This is a genomic window from Peptoniphilaceae bacterium AMB_02 (genome assembly GCA_036321625.1).
GTDB classification, from domain to species: Bacteria; Bacillota; Clostridia; order Tissierellales; family Peptoniphilaceae; genus Microaceticoccus; species Microaceticoccus formicicus.
The window spans coordinates 153,860-170,307 of the sequence record CP143259.1 but is presented as its reverse complement, the minus strand read 5'-3'; the positions used below and the strand labels follow the sequence as shown (position 1 = coordinate 170,307).

The 16,448-nt window shown below is 33.7% G+C and carries 10 protein-coding genes and 2 pseudogenes; 4 read left to right on the top strand and 8 right to left on the bottom strand.

Annotation, left to right across the window (positions count from 1 at the left end):
- Positions 1 to 47 precede the first annotated feature (47 nt).
- A complete protein-coding gene (locus VZL98_00735; GenBank protein ID WVH63510.1) occupies positions 48 to 1,283 on the bottom strand; it encodes an aminopeptidase in 1,236 nt (411 codons plus the stop codon).
- Positions 1,284 to 1,501: 218 nt separating this feature from the next.
- On the opposite strand from VZL98_00735, the gene pepF reads away from it, so the two are divergent.
- The gene (gene pepF, locus VZL98_00730) at positions 1,502 to 3,313 is read left to right on the top strand and encodes an oligoendopeptidase F (protein ID WVH63509.1); all 1,812 of its coding nucleotides are present in this window, start codon (positions 1,502 to 1,504) and stop codon (positions 3,311 to 3,313) included.
- Between the two features lie 153 nt (positions 3,314 to 3,466).
- Here the strand turns inward: pepF and rpsD are convergent, their stop codons facing one another.
- Positions 3,467 to 4,063 (bottom strand): 30S ribosomal protein S4, encoded by a 597-nt coding sequence (rpsD, locus tag VZL98_00725; protein WVH63508.1) that lies wholly within the window; start codon positions 4,061 to 4,063, stop codon positions 3,467 to 3,469.
- A gap of 280 nt (positions 4,064 to 4,343) precedes the next feature.
- Here rpsD and VZL98_00720 point away from each other — a divergent pair, with 280 nt between their 5' ends.
- Positions 4,344 to 4,940, top strand: a complete 597-nt coding sequence (locus VZL98_00720) for a hypothetical protein (protein ID WVH63507.1) — start codon at positions 4,344 to 4,346, stop codon at positions 4,938 to 4,940.
- A 22-nt stretch (positions 4,941 to 4,962) separates the two neighbouring features.
- Positions 4,963 to 7,611 carry a hypothetical protein gene (locus VZL98_00715; protein ID WVH63506.1) on the top strand — a complete coding sequence of 883 codons (2,649 nt, stop codon included), beginning with the start codon at positions 4,963 to 4,965 and terminating at the stop codon, positions 7,609 to 7,611.
- A gap of 386 nt (positions 7,612 to 7,997) precedes the next feature.
- Here the strand turns inward: VZL98_00715 and VZL98_00710 are convergent.
- The 4 genes and pseudogenes from VZL98_00710 to VZL98_00695 form a co-directional block, all read right to left on the bottom strand.
- Positions 7,998 to 9,321: pseudogene (locus VZL98_00710) on the bottom strand (IS1182 family transposase).
- Between the two features lie 167 nt (positions 9,322 to 9,488).
- The gene (locus VZL98_00705; protein WVH63505.1) at positions 9,489 to 10,895 is read right to left on the bottom strand and encodes an alanine/glycine:cation symporter family protein; all 1,407 of its coding nucleotides are present in this window, start codon (positions 10,893 to 10,895) and stop codon (positions 9,489 to 9,491) included.
- 5 nt (positions 10,896 to 10,900) lie between these two features.
- Positions 10,901 to 11,815 (bottom strand): glutaminase A, encoded by a 915-nt coding sequence (glsA, locus tag VZL98_00700; GenBank protein WVH63504.1) that lies wholly within the window; start codon positions 11,813 to 11,815, stop codon positions 10,901 to 10,903.
- A 506-nt stretch (positions 11,816 to 12,321) separates the two neighbouring features.
- Entirely contained in the window at positions 12,322 to 12,612 is a 291-nt protein-coding gene (locus VZL98_00695) for a metalloregulator ArsR/SmtB family transcription factor (protein ID WVH63503.1), read from the bottom strand.
- A 1,834-nt stretch (positions 12,613 to 14,446) separates the two neighbouring features.
- Between VZL98_00695 and VZL98_00690 the strand changes: the two genes are divergently transcribed.
- Positions 14,447 to 14,887 carry a hypothetical protein gene (locus VZL98_00690; GenBank protein WVH63502.1) on the top strand — a complete coding sequence of 147 codons (441 nt, stop codon included), beginning with the start codon at positions 14,447 to 14,449 and terminating at the stop codon, positions 14,885 to 14,887.
- A 540-nt stretch (positions 14,888 to 15,427) separates the two neighbouring features.
- Here VZL98_00690 and VZL98_00685 read toward each other — a convergent pair.
- Both VZL98_00685 and VZL98_00680 read right to left on the bottom strand, forming a co-directional pair.
- A pseudogene (locus tag VZL98_00685) lies at positions 15,428 to 15,916 on the bottom strand (ATP-binding cassette domain-containing protein).
- Between the two features lie 12 nt (positions 15,917 to 15,928).
- Positions 15,929 to 16,411, bottom strand: coding sequence for a hypothetical protein (locus VZL98_00680; GenBank protein ID WVH63501.1), 483 nt, complete (start codon positions 16,409 to 16,411; stop codon positions 15,929 to 15,931).
- Positions 16,412 to 16,448 lie beyond the last annotated feature (37 nt).

The window sequence follows — 16,448 nt, the reverse complement described above, 5'->3', positions numbered from 1 at the left end:
TACGATTACAATATTGTTACATTATATTTACAATTTGGTATCAATTTCTAAAATGCCCAGTTTCCGTCTCTAAAGATTTCCACTTCTGTTCCGTCTGCTTTTACGCCGATTATAGATAAGTCTTTTGAGCCGACCATAAAGTCTTCGTGCATTATGGATTCGTTGATGCCTGCTTTATCGAGTTCTTCAGGACTCATTTCAGTTCCACCTTCAACACAGGTAGGGTACGCTTTACCAAAGGCAAAGTGGCACGATGCATTTTCATCGAATAATGTGTTGTAGAAAAGAATGTTTGAGTTTGAGATTGGTGAATCATATGGAACCAGGGCAACTTCTCCAAGTCTCTTGGAGTTTTCGTCGACTTTTAATAGATCTCCAAGATATCTCTCTCCTACTTCAGCTGAGTAGTTCACTACCTCTCCGTCTTTAAATTCAAGTGTAAATTTATCTATTATGTTTCCGGAGTATGCTAAAGGCTTCGTTGATTTAAGGATTCCGTCAACTCTTCTTGCATCGGGTGCAGTAAATACTTCCTCTGTAGGCATATTTGCTACGAATTTATCTCCATGAGAGTTTACAGAAGCACCGCTAACCCATATATGTCCATTTGGTAGACCTACGGTTAGGTCAGTGCCATTGGATGATTTATAGATAAGTTTATCAAATTCATGTTCATTTAGTGTATTAGCTCTAAATTCCAAGTCTTCAAGATGTTCTTTCCAAGCAGCTACTGGGTCTTCCTGGTCTATTCTGGTAGCCTTAAAAATTGCATCCCAAAGTGCATCTACAGCAGCTTCATCTTCCATTTCCGGGAATACTTTTTTAGCCCAACCTACTGAAGGTATGGCTACAACGCACCATGAGTTGATATCATTCATGCTGTATTTCATAACATCTTTAAGTGCTGTTGATCTGACTCTGTTATTTGTTTCAAGTTTGTTCGCATCTATTCCGTTCAATAAGTCCGGATCTTCTGCTACGACTGCAATTCTACCTGCTCCTCTTTCACCGTCATATCTGACCTTGTCTACCAAGTACTCCGGGAAGGTTTCAAATTCTCTAAGTGGTGCATTTTCAAATCTCTGGCGAGTTACAAAATCGTCATACCATGTAACAGAAACATCCGATGCGCCTGCTTCATATGCTTTTTTTACAAGCATTCTTCCAAAGTCAGCTACTTCTACCGGTGCTGACAAAGCAATGGGTTTGTCTTTTTGAACATTGATACCGATTTCAACAATAAGTTTTGCATAGTCTTCTAATTTTTGATTAAATGTCTTCATTTTTTCGTCCTCCATTTAATTTATTTTTAGTTTTTTTAGTCAATTTTTTCTACCTTTTTATTATATCCGATATTCTTAAAAAGTGGTAGTTTGACTAAGGAAAGTCAATCAACCAATATTTTCTGTTTTAAGATTTACTTTTGTGGTATATTTATATATGGGCAATTAAATGAGATTATACTCAATTAGAACGATTGAGATTTGAAAGGAGCAATAAATTGGAAATTAAAAAGAGAGAAGAAATCTCCGAAGATTTAAAATGGAATCTTAGAGATTTAGCTAGCGGTGATGAAGATCTTGATAATAGGCTAGTCGCACTATCTGACGATGTCGATGCTTTTGTAATTGCTTATAAGGGAAATTTAGAAACCTCTGAGCGAATAGCTGATTGTCTTGATGCTTACATGAGAATACTTCAAGAGAGGATACTGCTTGGTTCTTATGCTAATTTAAACACTAGCGTTGATATGGGAAATACGACTTCTATGAGGAGAATGGCTAAGACCTATAATATCCTGGTAGGCTTAGATGCGAAAATTAGTTTTGTTGAAACAGAGATTGCAAATCAAACTGAAGAAATTTTAAATCGTGTTATAGACCAAAGGGCTGATTTAAAAGGATATATTGATGATGTACTGAGAAACAAGAAATATCTTTTAGACCCTAAAACTGAAGAAGCTCTAAGTTCTTTGCAAAACACTTTTCGTACACCATATTCTGTTTACAATCAAGCAAAATTGGTAGATATGGACTTCGGTACTTTCAATGTCAATGGAGTAGATTATCCTCTTAGTTATAATATCTTTGAAGGTGTTATGGAATCTGAACCAAGCACAGATGTAAGAAGAGCGGCTTTTGAGAATTTCTATTCAGTTCTTGAAAAATATAAGCATACTACAGCTGCATGTTATGCTGCTCAAGTTCAACAAGAGAAAGTTCTATCCAGATTGAGAGGTTACGAATCAGTTTTCGACTATCTGTTATTCGATCAAAAGGTAGATAGAGAATTGTATGATAGACAAATAGATACCATAATGAAAGAACTTGCTCCTCATATGAGAAAGTATGCTAAACTTCTTCAAAAAGTTCATGGTCTTGAGAAGATGACTTATGCCGATTTAAAACTTAATTTGGATCCGGGTTATGAACCTGCTGTCGATATTGACAAGGCTAAGGAATACGTACTTGACGGTCTTTCAGTACTTGGTGCGGAATATAGAGAAATGCTTACAAGAGCTTTTTCTGAAAGATGGATAGATTTTGCTAATAACCACGGTAAATCAACAGGCGCATTCTGTTCAAGTCCATATGGTTCACATTCTTATATCTTGATATCATGGACTTCGCTAATGGCGGAAGTAATGGTACTTGCTCACGAACTAGGACATGCAGGTCACTTCTATATGGCTCATAGAAATCAAAACATCCTTGATTCCAGACCTTCACTTTACTTTATAGAAGCTCCATCAACAGCCAATGAGATAATCATGGAGACTTATCTTCTTGAAAAAGCTGAGAACACAAGAGATAGAAGATGGGTACTTTCTCAAATTATAGCGAGAACTTACTATCATAATTTTGTAACTCACTTTATGGAAGCTGCGTATCAAAGAGAAGTATATAAACTCGTAGATGCCGGCGGAAGTGTCGATGCAGATAAATTGTCTGAAATCTTCAGAGAAAAGCTTATAGAGTTCTGGGGAGAAGATATAGAAATCCTTCCGGGAAGCGAGCTGACCTGGATGAGACAGCCTCATTATTACATGGGTCTATACCCTTATACTTATTCTGCAGGTTTAACAATCGGTACTCAAGTCGCCAAGAGGATATTAAAAGAAGGTGAAGTAGCCGTTAATGACTGGATAAGTACTCTAAAAGCAGGTGGCACCAAAATACCTAAAGAACTCGCTCTAATGGCAGGTGTGGATATCAGCACTGATAAACCGCTCAAAGATACCATTGCCTATATTGGTGAAGTCATAGATGAGCTGGTAAAACTGACAGAGGAAATGGATTTGAGTGATAAGTAGTTGAGATTTAAAAGCTTTGATTTAAAAAAGGAATTCTTGGAATTCCTCAGACTGAAGACAAACCCTGATTAAAAATCAGGGTTTGTCTTCAGTCTGACCGAGAAATGTATATTTCTCGGTTTTTTTATTAGATTTCTTTTATTGTATATGTTTTTAGATTGATTTTGAGTAAAACTCAACGACTAGTGAATCTGTCAGTTCTATAGGAATTTCGTTTCTTTCCGGTTCTCTGATTAGAGTAGCTGACTTTTTATCATTATCTCTTTCGATGTATGGAACGCTTACAACAGTGCTTTCTAAGTTCTCCTTAATGATTTCCAGTTTTTCTCCTCTAGGAGTAAGTCCTATAGTATCATTTGGTCTCACTAGATGTGAGGGTATATCTACCTTGTTTCCGTTTAATGTGATATGTCCATGAACTACGAATTGTCTAGCTTGTCTTAACGAGTTGGCAAATCCTGATCTATAGACTATATTATCCAATCTTTTTTCTGCTCTGGCAACAGCTAATTCACCTATTAGTCCTTTACCTTTTCTGGATTCTTTAACTGCCTCTATCATATACTTTCTCATTTGTTTCTCGCTGAGTCCATAGTATGCTTTCAGTTTCTGTTTCTCCAATAACTGCTTTCCGTACTCGGTTACTCTTCTATGTTCAACAGCGCCTCTTTTTAGTTCTTTTGGATGTCCGAAGATATTTACTCCGAATCTTCTGGACTGTTTAAATCTTGGTCCTCTTGGTCTTGCCAAATTAATCCTCCTTTATTATTTGGGAATTAGTTTTCGTTCTCTTCCCTATATTATTCTTCAGCCGCTATTATATTATACATGCAATGATAATAATTATCAATAGGTATTTTCTTCAATAAGCCATTGATATAGTGTATAATATGAGTAAAAGAACGAAAAGTCGGGTGATATAATGAATCCTTTTAATAAAAAAAAACATTTAACCGATTATTTTCTTATTTTTATTTTTCTCGTCTTGGGTGTTTCTCTTTTTTACGGAATGAGCACTTCCGGGAGTTTGATGAGAAAGACTGCAGATTATTATCTAAATAAATATGATTTAGAGGATATAAAAATAATTTCAAGTCATGGTATAGATGAAAATGAGATGAAGATAATCAATTCAATTGAAGATCTTGCCAGCATAAATGTCGGTTATCAAATGGATGTCAATATTGACGAAACTAAAAATTTAATAAGTGTTGAATCCATACCTGAAAGTTGGGTTAAGTATGAGCTTGTCGACGGTTCTTATCCTAAGGATTCCGGAGAGATAGCAGTAGATAATTCGATTGAGAACTTCCCCTATAAGATAGGCGATGAGATAACTTTGGTTCAGAAGGGCAATAATCCTTCTCTTAAACTAAAACGCGACAAGTTTAAGATTGTCGGTCTTATTAGTTCTCCTGAGTATATCCTGAAGTCTGAGAAGGGTGTTTCCAGTCTTACAGGAAGTCAACTCGATGGTTATGCTCTTATAATGCCGGAAGATTTCGATATACTTTATCCTAATTTTGCAAGAATTCATCTGAATTCTACCAAGAAGTTTTCTCCTTTCACTTCTGAATACAGGGCTATTGTAGATAATAATACTTTCTTACTTCGTGGAAGCTTTTAAGGATATGCCCGAAATAAAGTCTGTGAAGATTAAGGAAATGGCCGCTGAAAGAATAAAGACTTCTGAAACGGATATTGCGAACTTGAATAAGGAACTTAACGATACTGAGTCCAAGTTGGATAGGTTAAGAAAGGCTCTCGATTCCGAAAAGAAGAATTATGAGAAGAAAAAAGACGATTTCGACAAATTATTAGAAAAATCAAAAAGAGACTTGGAACATGGTGAATCCAATATTAAAAAGCTGCAAGAAAAGATGGATGCCGTTCAAAAGTCTTATGACGAAGCAAAAGAAAACTATGACAGTCAAAGCACCGTCACTGCAGACTTACTATCGAGTCTGTCCTCTAAAAGAACCTATGTAGAAGGACAAAGGTCGTATTTAGACGGTTTGAAATCAAATGTAGACTACGAGAAGAACAATGTATATGCGAGTATAAATGAAAATACGCGTGAGATAAATAGCTATAAGAGGTCATTGGCGAGTTTAAAGATTCAGCTTTCTATATTTTCTTATAAAAAGGCTGAGATTCAAAATAAGATTCGTGATGTTGAAGGTTCAATTTCAAGGCTTGAATCCCAGAAGACTTTTTTAAACTCAAGACTAAGCGAGCTTAATGACGAGCAGGCTAATATTGAATCGCAATATTCTGCATTACAACCGGATATAGATGAGTTAAATAGATTAGATGGTGAATATAATGCTGCAAATAGCAAGCTGAATTCTTATGAAGAGTCCATGAATTCATTAAAGACCGAGCTTGATGATTCAACGAAAGAGCTCGAAAAAGTTAAAAAAGACTATGAAGATGCCAAGAAATTTATGGATACCGACAAGACAAAGATGGAAAAAGAAGTAAAAGATCTTGAAAGCAAACTAAGTAGCAGTACTGATAATTACAATAAAAGTGCCGATGATTACAGCACCAAGGCAAAGACTACCAAAGATTTAATCAAGCAAAAGGAAGGAATCATTGCACGTTCAAAAGAAGAGTTAAGCGGAGAAATCGTACCTACTTATGAGGTTACAAACTCAGGAGAAAACACTGGTATGAAATCATATTTCAACATTACTAAGAGGGTTGATATGATAACTTTTGTTTTCCCTATACTTTTCTTCTTTATCGTACTTGTATGCGTAAATATATTTACTAATGCGCTGGTCAAAAAAGAACATGCTTTTAAGTTTTTAAGCCATGAACCTCATAAACAAGAAGTATTTGTTAGATACATTAAAACTTTTTCGGTTATTGCAATACTAAGTATCATTACCGGTTTGTTAGTTGGTTCGTTTGCAGTTGCTCAAAATATCTTTAGATTGTACGGGGAGAGTTTTACTTTTAAGTCAGCAACTTTCAATATATTCCCGATACAAATTCTGGTTATAATAATCGGTTATCTATTTGCGATAGGACTTCCTTTCTACGATGTATATAGATCCAAGCCTTTAGTATACAAGGAAGATTCAGGCTTTATGGATAAGAAGATCTGGCTGGAAAATAGGGTTAATTATTGGAAGAAACAATCCACAATTAAAAAAGCAGTACTCAAGAATATATATGCTCATCCTTTAAAACAGATATTGATAATCACAGGAATTGCAGCATTTACTGCACTACTTCTACTTGGAATGAGTCTGAAAAGGTCAATAGAAGATATTCCAAAAAGACAGTACGATATGATAATCAAATACGATGCTGAAGTTTCAATGTTACCTGGTGTTGATGCCGAATCTACGAGTGATTATGATTTCTTCTTGAAAGATATTAAATATGCGAGATTCGTTGAAAATTCTTCTACATTGAACGCCAAAACAATAACAGAAGGTAAACCCAGTGTGGACTTCAAATTGATAATTCCTGAGAGCGCCGAAGGTCTTGAGAATATAATGAGACTAAGGGAAGCAGACAATAATGCCATAGTTCATTTGCATCCAAATGCAGCAGTCATATCGAAAAAACTTGCCGATATGGAAAACTTAAAAGTTGGAGACAGATTGTCTATAACTCTGGATGAGTCTACTAAGCATGAGATTGTGATTTCGAAAATATTTGAAAACTATGTAGGAAACTATGTCTATATGACTCCGGAATACTATAAGGAAATCACCGGTGAGAGCCCGACTATGAACTCAAAAGTAGTTGTGTTGAAAGACAATAGTGCATATGCAATAGACAATTTTGTAAATGAGTCTGCTAAATACGACTATGTTCAATCCATTCAGAGTGCACGATCAAAAAGGGCTGTAACTGAATCTATAATTAAACCTTTAACATATATTTCCTATGTGTATATTATATCTACGGCATTACTTTTATATGTAACCTTTAGATTCACTACTGAAATAGATGTTAGAAATAGGATAAATGAGATTTCAAAAGCTCTAAATGATTATGAAAATACAGAAACCTATGCTTCTGAGATTTTTAAGCAGAATTTTATATCAGTTATAATTGGACTATTGATTGGTCTTGGAGGTGGTGTACTATTATTCCTATACACCGTTAAAGATACCGTTCCTGACAACATAAAACTGGTCCCATACCTTCATCCTATTGATATACTTGTGACATCTACTGCCATAATAATTTTAAGCTGGTTCTCACAAATTCTGGTTCATGCAAAAATGCAAAGAGAAGCGAGCAAAACCATAACAAATACCGAGGCAGAATAGTAAAAACTCAGAAAAACAAATCAAAGCATAAATAAAAAAGCCTATAAATCACTAAATCCGTGATTTATAGGCTTTTAAGTTTCAGTACATCACAAAATACTAAAGAAGAGTCAAAGACAAAATGCTAATTTCAAGTGTTTAATACTGGCTAACGCTGATTATATCAGCCTTTTCTAATTATAGCACTTGTTTGACATCAGGAAACGAACTTGTACAGGAGCGACAAACTGTAATTTACTTACTTTGTTTTTCTTGACAATCGCTACATTCCCTGTCGTGAATCGAAATTATCCCACCGCATTTAAGGCAAGTAATTTCTATTTTCTGGTGTTCCATGAAATCTATTAACCTATGTTCTAGAACAAAACGGTTATTTTCTACAAGACTTACTTGATACGGGTCGCAAAAGTAAGTGCTGCTTTCATATCCATTTTCTTTATACCTACCATATTGGTATATCTAAATCCATGATATTCCTTTGCACTCCCAAATTGCCTTTCTATTGTTTCTTTTCTCTTTTTATATTCTGCTTTCCCTTTATATGTATACCGGTATTCTTCTGAGATATCAAGATAATCTTGCCAGATATGTCTAGTTATTATCTTTTGGTGTTTTTTACTACTTGTACACCTTCCTAGGTACCCACAGTTTACACAGATCTTTGGGTTGCTCTTGTACTGCCTATATCCTTCTCTATTTGTGGTTGAGTATTCTAATACTTCATTTGCTGGACAAAGGTAACAGTTGTAGTATTCGTCATACACAAAATCTCTTTTGTAGAATGGGTTTTCTAGTTTTGCTTTTGTTTTTTGCCTGGTGTATGGAAATACTGGAAATACGCCACCATCTAACAGTTCTTTCGCTATTGCCGGGAATTTATAGCCTGCATCCATAACTAGTTTTTTAGGGTTCAATCGTTTTAACTTTTCATCAAAGAAATCTTTAAATGTTGTTCCATCGTGTAAGTTTCCAGGATATGATTTAAAACCTAATATCCATCCATTTTTATCACATGATGTCTGTACGCTATATGCAAATACTTCTTTATGTTCACCTTTATGGAATAGTCCTGCTTCAGGATCTGTTGTGCTTTTTGTTACTTCTTTTAGTTCTTCATCTTTATCTTTAGGATCAAATGGCTTTTTATCATGTTTTTTTTCTATCTTCGTTTATTTCTTTTTCTAACTTTTTTTGATAGTATTTTACCTCTTTTTTCACTTTTACTTTAACAACCTTATACTTATTGGCATGTGCTTTAACATGTGTTGAGTCAACAAATTGGATATTTGTATCAACTAAGCCTTCTTCAATGGCTTGTAGTAGTATGTTTTGAAAAATATCTTCAAATATGTTTGTATCTTTAAATCTTCTTCTGTAGTTTTGACTAAAAGTTGTGAAATGAGGTATTTTATCGTAAAAATCAAAACCTAAAAACCATCTGTAAGCAAGATTTACTTCAATATCTTTAATTGTTTGTCTCATGCTTTTTATGTTGAAAAGGTATTGGATTAAGGTAATCTTAAGCAAAACAACAGGATCTATACTAGGTCGTCCGTTATCAAGACAGTACAAATCTTCAACTAATTCATATATGAAATCAAATTTAATGTATTTATCTATTTTTCTAAGTATATGATCTTCGGGAACCATTTGATCTATTGAAATCATTTGAACTTGATCAACTTTGTTTTTAGAATTTTTAAATAGCATATTAACACCTCTCTCTTAGTGTTATATATACCCAAAACGGCTTAAACTACACATAATATGGCATTTTTAGAACAAAAAAAGCACAGCTAGAAATTTTTTTTAGCTATGCTTTGTCAACAGTCTGGCAAAAGCAGTAGTTTAAAAACTACTGCTTTTGTCTTATCATTTTATTCCCAATAATCGAGTTTAGTCTTGATGCTCTTTATTTTCTTAGGATCGAATACAGGATCTTTTCCTTCTTTAAGTTGCTTAACATAATCAAAATAGGTTTCTACAGCAACATTACCAATCAAGACGATTACAACGAGGTTGATAATGGCCATTACACCCATCCAAATATCACCGGTATCCCATACAATACTGAAATCACCTATACTTCCTAAAAATACCATGACTAAAACCAAGCATCTATACGCTGTAAGCATAGTTTTTCCGCCACCAATGAATTCAATATTGGACTCTCCATAGTAGTAATTACCTATTATAGATGAGAATGAGAATAGTAGTATACAGATTGCAAGGAATCCTACTGCCCAAGATCCAACATGTTGAGACAGAGCAGTTTGAGTAATCATAACTCCCTTAAGTTCAGGATTAGTATATACTGCCTCGCCTGCTAGAAGTACTATAAAAGCAGTTGCAGAACAAACCAATAATGTATCTAGGTAAACTCCCAATGACTGAACAAAACCTTGTTTTGCCGGATGAGAAGTATCTGCTGTTGCAGCAGCATTAGGAACAGAACCCATACCTGCTTCGTTAGAGAATAGTCCTCTTCTTACTCCGTTCATTATTGCAGCACCTATACCTCCACCAACAACTGCTTTCATTCCAAATGCATTTTGAATGATTAGTGCAAACATTCTAGGAACTTCTGCAATATTCTTAAATACTACGAATAAAGCAACTGCCATGTAAATCGTAGCCATTATTGGAACGATTTTAGATGATATATCGGCTATTCTTCTAACTCCACCGAATATTACTATTCCGGTTAGAATTACAATTCCAGCTCCTATAATTGTCGTATTAATCTTTATAGAATTACTAACGGCAGAGCTTATAGTGTTAGCTTGGATAGCATTGAACATAAACCCAAAAGTTATAGAAATAATTACAGAAAATACAAGTCCAAGCCATCTCTTTCCAAGAACTTGTTCTATATAGTAGGCAGGACCGCCTCTAAAAGTACCGTCCGGATCCTTGACTTTATAAACCTGTGCCAGAGTACTCTCGATAAAAGATGTTGCTCCCCCAATGATTGCAATTACCCACATCCAGAATATAGCTCCAGGTCCTCCTGCAGCAATAGCAGCGGCAACACCGGCTATATTTCCGGTACCTATCCTTGAAGCCGCAGATATACAAAAAGCCTCAAAAGACGATATCCCTCTAGTACCGTCAGGTTTTTGATTTACCTCTCTTAAAAGGCCAATCATATGTCCCAGTTTGGTCATTTGACCGAATTTTATCCTATAAGTATAGTAAATACCAACTCCTACTAATAGAGCTACCAATATATATGTATATAATATATCATTGGTTTTTGACGTTAAATCAGCTATTAATTTCACACTCCCTACCCCCTCTTAAAAATATTCAGTTCCAATTTCTCGGACAGCAATTCTAAAAATTTTGAACCTCTGTACGAATTTCCAAATTCATCCAGCCTTGGTGAATAAACTGCCACTCCAAGTCCACCGGGGACTACCGCCATGATAACACCGCTTACACCTGATTTGGCCGGTATTCCCACCTTCATTAGAAATTCTCCGGATTTGCTATACATTCCGCAAATCGCCATCTGAGTCACTACGCTTGTAGCAGTGCTCTTTTTTAGTCCTCCACCACCCTTAGATAGAATCCTTGCAATACAGGCAACCGTCTCGCATCCCGTGGTTATCGAACATGATTTAATATACTCCTCAAGCACTTTTTCGGGATTTCCTTTGATAAGACCAAGATGCTTGAGGTAATAAACCAGAGTACGATTCATAGAACATGTTTCCATTTCAGAATTAAAGACCTCTTCGTCGATGTAGATATCATTTCGCTCTGATAAATTGGACATAAATCTTATGACTTCCTTTGCGGTATTCTCACCATACCTATCGTATAATAGACCCGTAATAGTTATTGCTCCAGCATTTACAAACGGATTTGACGGGATTTGGTCAATGCTTTTAATATCGTTAAAAGCATGCTGTGAATTTTCCATCCCGGTGTGCTCAAATACCATATCAGCTCCGTACATCTCCAGTGCCATAGCCAAACTTATGACTTTTGAAACAGACTGAATTGAAAATTTGGCATCCATATCTCCAATGCAGTTATTGCCCAAATCCGCCGATATACAAGCACAGAAAAGCTTAGGATCTACCTCTCCTAAAAATGGAATATAATTTGCTACATCTCCCCTGTTGTCTAAAGATAAGGTTTGCTTATATATTTCATCTAGCGCTGCTTTAATGGCATCCATTTCCCATTTAATCATTTTTCACCTCCTTGTTAAACGTTTTCACTGTCGGCCTTATCTTATATAATGATACATTAATAATGCTAAAATTTCAACCTTTAACGTTTTTACCTGCTAAATAGTACATTTGATAATCAATCTAGCATATTAGCGAAATGGACTTGAAGCAAAATAACTTTTAGTTCAAAATTTTATTGAAAACTATAAAGCTATATGACTCAAAAATATAGAATAAGCAATTAAAGAGCATCAATTCTAAAGTGATTTTATACAAATATTGTAATTTTTATCTCTAGATTATACTTTTTATACATAATTAATACTCAGCTAAAGTTTTTTGATATTGCTACTTTTCAAAAATTATATTTACTTTCCATTTCATCTAAGTAATAAGATCTGTGACATTTGATTAAACATTTTAAAAAAATTGCTTTTAAAAAATATTAACGGCAGTATTCCATTTATATGAAATACTGCCGTTGATATTATTATAAGTACTACTTTTTCATCATTAAATATGATGATTAAAGTTCTTCCAATAGCTCAATAAGCTTGATTACTCTTTTATCAGCTATTTTATAATTGACTATTGTTCCCGCCTTGTCCCCCTCAACAATTCCGGAATGTCTAAGCACTTGAAGATGTTGAGACACGGTAGATTGTGGCAATTCCAGGCAATCTTTAATATAGTTGACATTGCAAGAACCTTTTCCAATTAGTCCTCTTACTATACAAAGTCTGATAGGATGTGATAACGCTTTTAGCCACTCAGCTTGTTTTTTCAACAATTCTAGTTCGTCTTTATTAACTTCCATATATACCTCCATAAAAAATTATCAATTCTGCATAAGCAACGAATGAAATATAATCGAATTTCTGATTTCAATTTTGGATAATTATATAAATATCCTACATAATTAATAATCTTCTATCTTTTATATTCTCGAGTTCCAGCTTAAATTGCCTTAGTAATATAATAATATGAAAATCTGAAGATGTCAAACAAACAAGCCATAATCAATTAAAAGAAATCGCTTATAATATTTTTGCTTATAAAATGAAACAATATAAATAAACTTTAATGTTTTAAATAGTTAAATCGGGGTATAATATATATACCGATTTTAATATAAAATCGTAGCAATTTGATATTACTACATCATGTAAGATAATATGATTGGAAACGATTCTAATCGTATTATAAAATTCTAATATCCTAAAAAGATTATTTAGAAATGTGTTTTATCTAATTACTAGTAAGGACCCGAAACGAAGATCGTTTTGGATTTTGAAAGTAAAAACTTTTTGTATAGTTTTCTATACCGGAAGAGCGAAACAATTCCAAAATTTATAATGATTGGTTAATCATTGTAAATTTGAACTCGGATAATATTTAAAACAAAAAACCATAAATATTTTCTCAACGAATACTTTTCTAACCTTGGATGGTTAAAAAGAAAGGATGATTGTAGAGTGATAGAAACAAAATCACATGATTGTAGTATATCAAATATGCGATAAGAAGTTGACATATTAGTAAAATAATGGTCGACTTCTTATTTTTTTGTAGTTTTTTTTATATTTTTTTAATTTTTTTCCTTTTATATGTTTAAGACTTTTTTTGCTGGGTATATATAAATTACCAAAAGATAATAGTTTTCTTAGGAGAAGTATTTTCTTTTGTAGCATCTTGAAAACATTACACTAAGGATTTTATATTAATCTATGATTCCCGAAACGATATACAGATATAGGATAGTAGAGGATGATAAAATCAACATCTTATAATATTTAGGTCTCGAACCGCTACAAATTATAAGATAATTTTCAAAGTAAATTTTAAGAAGCAAAAGCTTTAAAAAGATGTAACTTGAAAAACTGACAAGTAAAATTGTCAAAAGTCCATGATAATGAAGATATAGACCGATAGTCAAGAGATATCAAAAATGCAAAAGTATATCTGAAATCTCAAAGCATTAGTCGACTAAGTAGTACAGTATCTGAATATCAAATGAAATGGACAATAGCATTCACAAAAAAGCATCGAAGATTAAGAGATTCAAAGTTTTGGAATCTAAAAAGTTTCAAGATTTAAAAAGTTTTAAGATTTAAGAGTTTTAAGATTTAAAGAGTTTTAAGATTTAAAAAGTTTTAAGATTTAAAAAGTTTTAAGATTTAAAAAGTTTTAAGATTTAAAAAGTTTTAAGATTTAAAAAGTTTTAAGATTTAAAAAGTTTTAAGATTTAAAAAGTTTTAAGATTTAAAAAGTTTTAGAATTAAAAAGATGCGAAGTAGTATATGTGAAGCTAAAAGGAAGGATGATTCAAAGAGTGATAGAACCAAAAACAGAATTCCAGTGTAAGTTTTCAAGAATGTGGTAAGAAGTCATTTTCGTAATTAAAGAATTGAAAATGACTTCTTATTTTTTTGCCCTTTTCTATATTCTAATTCACCTTAATTATGAATCACAATAATCAATTACCACGCTAATTATAAACTAATTATTAAATCCATGATTATTTAATTTATAATGATATACTGAGCATAAGAACTTATTCAATCATTAAAAACTCAATTACACATTAATCAATATGGATGTGAGAACATGATGACTACAAAAAGATTTGACTTTTAAGAAAGGGGTCTGATATGAAATACTTAAAAGCATTTATTCTATTTGTTGTATTAGCTGCCGCTATTTTTATCCTTAGAATAGGATCGTTTAAAATGGTGAGCGATGCACCTGAAAAGATTAACCACTTAGCAGAATATTGGGAGTTAACCCTTCCCCAGATGGGAGAAGTAAAAAAACAGGTAATAGAAGAAGGCGACGAAAGTTACAGATATACCATATATAAAGTTGCCAAGGACGCTGAACTTAAATCACTGGATACACTTGGTTTTAGAGATAATATCGACGATGAATCTCAAGAAGTCATCGCTAAGGTTTACGAAAAATTAGAAATTCCGGATAATTCCAGATTCTCACCGGCGGAAGATATTAGGATTAAAAAGATAACGAAAGATCAAAACACTTGGTTATACTCACCAATAAATCCGTACCCGAATACTACTTTTTTGAGTATATAAAATAAGATATTTTAAGCACGCAAATAAATGGAGCTGTTGCAAAACAGCTCCTTAAATCCTAAAAGATCTATGGAAATGATAGGTCTTTTTTTGTTAATGTATCTAATAATTGGGGTCAGCTAAATGGCTTAAGCCATCAAGACTTTTGATTTGCATCCCCATCATTAAAAATTATGAAATAATTATTTATCTGAGTTAAAAGTAACTAAATCATTGTAGACATCATAAAAACACGTTGAAATAATTCTAGGAACTTTCATGTAATTTTTATAAGGCGAGATAAATGAGAACAATGGACGAGTTAATGATATCAATAATTTAATAAAAAGTATAAGCAATTAAAATTCTGAAATAATAAACATTCGGTATATTGTATATTTAAAACACTAAAAGTGATTGTTTTGTAGTATTGAGTGAATATTAATACGTAAAAGTCAATTAAGTCAAGCCTGACCCCGTTTGTGGCGTTTGAGTAAAAAAGAAGGTAGTGTGCAGAATTTAGGTTCTTCTGACTCTACCTTCTTTGTTTTATTTGCTTTTTTATATAGCTATAACCTCATCAAAAGCCTCGCTTGAAAATGCTGTTTCATCATGGGAAATCATAATTACCGTTGACTTGATTGAGCTAATATAATCTATGATTTCAGCAGCAGTATCAGGGTCGAGTCCTGCTGTAGGCTCGTCTACGATTAGAATCTCAGGGAGTTCCACAAGAGCCCTTCCAAGTGAAATCCTGGCTTTTTGACCTCCCGATACACCTGATTCATCATCGATTACCTTACCGGTTTCCAGTTTATTCAGTTTCATTTTAGTAATTATATCTTGAATCTTCTCTTTGGGAGTATTCCTGTAAAAATCAATATTATTCCATATTGAGTCTGAAAATACATATGATTGTTGCTCAACATAGGTTACGAGTCTTCCTAGTGCTTCTAAACTCAAGCTGCTAAGTGATTTGTCCCCAATTAGGACATCTCCCTCCAGTGGAGTTAATTCTCCTGACAGAAGCTTTGCAAGTGTAGTTTTACCGGATCCGCTTTCTCATCTTATCAAGTACTTCTTTCCACTTTCAAATACATGGCTGAAACCGTTAAAAAGTTTATGTTCTGAATCCGGATAAGTGTAGGAGAGATTCTCTACCACCATTGTATTTCCCAATTGGGGAATCGAAACCGCTTCTCCACTTGCAAACTCCATCTCTTTGTACTTAATGTACTCATCTATGACCGGTTTTGTACTATTTACCATATTTCTATACCCTGCAACTTCAGCAATCGGCATTACTATAGTATTCATAAGATTCGTAACACCAATTACGGTACCGACTTCTGTTTTCCCTTGAATGATTTGGAATCCCCCTACCAGGATTACACCTAAAATCATGGTTACAGCCGATACATTGGTTATTATAGTTGCTTTGAAAGTAGTAAGTCTGGTCTTGTATCTCTTAGACTCGTAAAGTTCGTTTTCAGCTCTGTGTTTTTCTTTAAACTGTTCAAATGCTCCGTACTTTAATATTTCCATTCTGCCTTTTAGTATATCCCCGACAAAGTTTAAATAT

Coding starts and splice junctions, on each gene's coding strand:
- VZL98_00695 (WVH63503.1), bottom strand. CDS start 12,612: ATGGAAGTTAATAAAGACGAACTAGAATTGTTGAAAAAACAAGCTGAG.
- glsA (WVH63504.1), bottom strand. CDS start 11,815: ATGATTAAATGGGAAATGGATGCCATTAAAGCAGCGCTAGATGAAATA.
- VZL98_00720 (WVH63507.1), top strand. CDS start 4,344: ATGAGAAAGACTGCAGATTATTATCTAAATAAATATGATTTAGAGGAT.
- VZL98_00680 (WVH63501.1), bottom strand. CDS start 16,411: ATGGAAATATTAAAGTACGGAGCATTTGAACAGTTTAAAGAAAAACAC.
- VZL98_00690 (WVH63502.1), top strand. CDS start 14,447: ATGAAATACTTAAAAGCATTTATTCTATTTGTTGTATTAGCTGCCGCT.
- VZL98_00735 (WVH63510.1), bottom strand. CDS start 1,283: ATGAAGACATTTAATCAAAAATTAGAAGACTATGCAAAACTTATTGTT.